Genomic DNA, 2,863 nt, shown 5'->3' on the forward strand with positions numbered 1-2,863 from the left:
CGACCATCTCGTCCTTGACGTTCTGCGCGGCCTTCTTCACCACAGGGTCGACCAGGCCGACCAGGCGCGACGAGGTCACGTGCGACAGGTCAGCGGCGAGGCGGTTCACCTCGGAGACGTCCGCGTAGATCGCCATCAGCCGACCTCCTCGACCATCAGTCGGTAGGCCGTCGTGAACGACTTGTGCAGCAGCGCGACGACCCGGAACTCGCGACCGGTCAGGCCGGGGTCGAGGACCGAGGAGACGGTCGCGATCATCCCGACCTTCGGGGCGCACGAACCGACCGGGATGTGCAGCCGGTAGCGCTGCACCGTGAACGTCGCACCAGCCGCCTCAGGAGAGGACTCCTGCGGCTCATACGTCGTCACCTTGCCCGGACCCGACCAGACCAGATCACGGCCGACAGTGACCACACCCGTCGTCTGATCGGTCACGAGCGCGCCGACCGTGAACAGCGACACCGAGTCGACCATCTGACGCTCGGCAGCCCTACGACCGGCGAGCAGCGCGCCCGTCGAGCTCACTGCACGACGCCCGTCACGTAGGACCCGCCGCCGAAGCGCTGACGCAGCCACAGGCGGGTGCGCTCAGGCAGGATCATCGGGTTCACGACCTCGTCGTCACCCTGACGCAGCCCGTACTGGTAGTCGTCGATGCGCTCATACGCCATGCCACGCTTCGGGTCGTAACCGTCCGCAGCAGCCGCGACACCAGCCGCAGCGAGCGAGCACACGAGGTCGACCAGATCCGCGGGCGCCACGTCGACACCGTGGTCGACGGTCATCGTCACGAGCGACGGACCGCACCCGAGCAACCAGCCCGAAGCGCGCCACAGCCGCCCGGAGACGAGCGTGTAGTCCGTCACCGCCTCCCCGTCGATCGACACGTCAGAGACGCCCCGAACCGGCGAGAAAGGCAACGACAGGTTCGGCCCCATCGGAGCCTCGAGGGTCACCACAGACGACGTGCGCGTGATGACCGAACCGGCAGCCTCACGAACAGCCGCAGACGCAGCCTCGAGCATCGCCGACACAAGGCCGGCGTCGTCGGTGGGGGTACCGCGAGTCGACAGGTCGGCCGCCGTAGCGAGAAGATCAAGAGCCACGGCGGCCTCCCTAGTCAGACGGTGAAGATGGACGAAGGTCAGGCGAAGAAGCCGCGGGCGACCGCGTGCGCGGCCTCGTTCCCGTACTTCAGGCCGATCTCGCCGTAGATCTGCGTCCGGTCGGACGCGCCAGTCTTCGCCAGCTCCTCCTCGAAGAGCACGCCCTTGTCGGGGATGCTCAGGAAGACCGGGTCGACCTGCTCGAGCGAGACGATCGCCAGGGCGTCGGCGGGCAGCGCGCGGTCGATGACGATGTTCAGGACACCGAAGTCCGTCTCGATCGTGTTGACCGCGATGCCGGCGACGTTGCGGGTGCCCGCGAGGGCGTCCGACTTGCCGTAGGCGTTGCCGTATGCCTTGGAGACCTGGATCTTCTGCCCGGACGGGACGAACAGGGTCGCCGTGTCCTGGAGGGAGATCCCGCCGTTGTCGAACGCGGACTGCGCGAGCGCGTTGATGTCGTCCACGCCGACCGTGTTCGCCGCCTTGAGCGGGTAGAACGCGAGGCCGGTGGCGGTGCCGATCGTGATGGCCGACCCGCCCTTCGTCGCGGACACCTTGAACGAGGTGGTGCCAGTGGCAGCGGTGACCCAGTACGCCCGGTGGGGCTTGATCGCGGTCGCCGCTCCGACGGCGGTGAAGACGACCTTGTCGTCCACGACGAGGTCGTGGGTGACGGTGATCGTGTCCGTCGCAGCCGATGCGCCAGAGACGAGCGCCTTCTTCGTCTGCACGTTCGACGTGATGGACGAGAGCAGGCCAGCGGTCGCACGGGCCGTGGCGTTGGAGGTCGGCTTGACCTTGACGCCGTGCCAGAAGACGTAGTTCACGTCACGGGCGATCGTCGCGAGGGCCGTCATGACCTGGTGCGAGTGCTCGTTGCCGACCGGGTTCGGGGTGCCGTCGGCCGAGTAGAACGGGGCCGAGGAGGGCGTCCCGTACTGTCCGGTGGCAGCCTGCTTCGTGTACGAGGTCGACACGGCCTCGTGGAAGATCTGCACGACGTTCTCGACGTTCGCGCGCACGCGGGACTCCGCGGTCGGCGCGTCCGCACCCTCGAGCCGGGGGCGGCTCTCCGGGTCGCGCAGGTCCTCGGTCTGCCACTCGAACGAGGTCGAGGTGGTCTGCTTGCCGCCACCGATCCCGCCGGCGAGGGACAGGAGAGGGGTGTCGGTGGGGGAGAGCTGGATGAGCTCTCCGTGGTAGTTCGGGAGGTTGAAGGTCGTCCCGAGACCGGTGATTCCAGCCATGTTGGTGCCTCCTCAGGCGGTTGGCTTAGGTGCGCTCACGCGGACTTGATCGCCGCGAGGCGCTGACGGATCTGGATTGCGCGCTCGAACTGTCGACCGCGCGTGGCCTCGCCGAGTTCGTCGACGAGCCGCTGTTCCTCCGACTTGGTGGTCGCGTTGCGCGCCCCCTGGTCGGCGTTGCCCTGGAACCGCTTCTGCTGGCCTTCCGCCCGCGCGAGGTAGGGCCGAGATGTCACGAGGTCAGCCAGCGCCTCAGCGATGGCGGCCTCATCGATCTCCCCGTCGTCACTGACGACGAACGGGTCGATGTCGAGATACCGGAGCGCGTCCGAGGGGTCCGCGAGAACACCCTTCGCCGCGCGCAGAACCTCCGACCGACGGATGCGGTCGTTTGCCTTCGCCAGAGCAGCGGACTCGGCTTCGCGGGCCTTCTGAGCCTCCGCGAACTCCGCTTCCTTGCCCTGGAGCTTCGCCAACTCCGCCTCGAGCGCGGACACCCGGTCAGCC

At 68.1% G+C, this 2,863-nt stretch carries 4 protein-coding genes; all 4 read right to left on the reverse strand.

Translation table 11 applies throughout. The features are described from left to right. Positions 1-135: 135 nt before the first annotated feature. Positions 136-525 carry a DUF6093 family protein gene (locus tag ABWK99_RS15400; protein WP_372595570.1) on the reverse strand — a complete coding sequence of 130 codons (390 nt, stop codon included), beginning with the start codon at positions 523-525 and terminating at the stop codon, positions 136-138. Then, positions 522-887, reverse strand: coding sequence for a hypothetical protein (locus ABWK99_RS15405; protein ID WP_372595571.1), 366 nt, complete (start codon positions 885-887; stop codon positions 522-524). Before ABWK99_RS15405 ends, ABWK99_RS15400 begins: the two co-directional genes overlap by 4 nt. Before the next feature lie 257 nt (positions 888-1,144). Further along, positions 1,145-2,356: a DUF5309 family protein gene (locus ABWK99_RS15410; protein WP_372595572.1), complete on the reverse strand. Its 1,212-nt coding sequence runs from the start codon at positions 2,354-2,356 to the stop codon at positions 1,145-1,147. A 35-nt stretch (positions 2,357-2,391) separates the two neighbouring features. Then, positions 2,392-2,863, reverse strand: a 472-nt coding sequence (locus tag ABWK99_RS15415) for a hypothetical protein (RefSeq protein WP_372595573.1), incomplete at its 5' end; no start/stop codon positions are given.

Source organism: Actinotalea sp. (assembly GCF_041597215.1).
GTDB lineage: Bacteria > Actinomycetota > Actinomycetes > Actinomycetales > Cellulomonadaceae > Actinotalea.

Bases quoted from the DNA above. Each gene is read 5' to 3' on its own strand.
- ABWK99_RS15410 (WP_372595572.1), bottom strand. From the start codon at position 2,356: ATGGCTGGAATCACCGGTCTCGGGACGACCTTCAACCTCCCGAACTAC.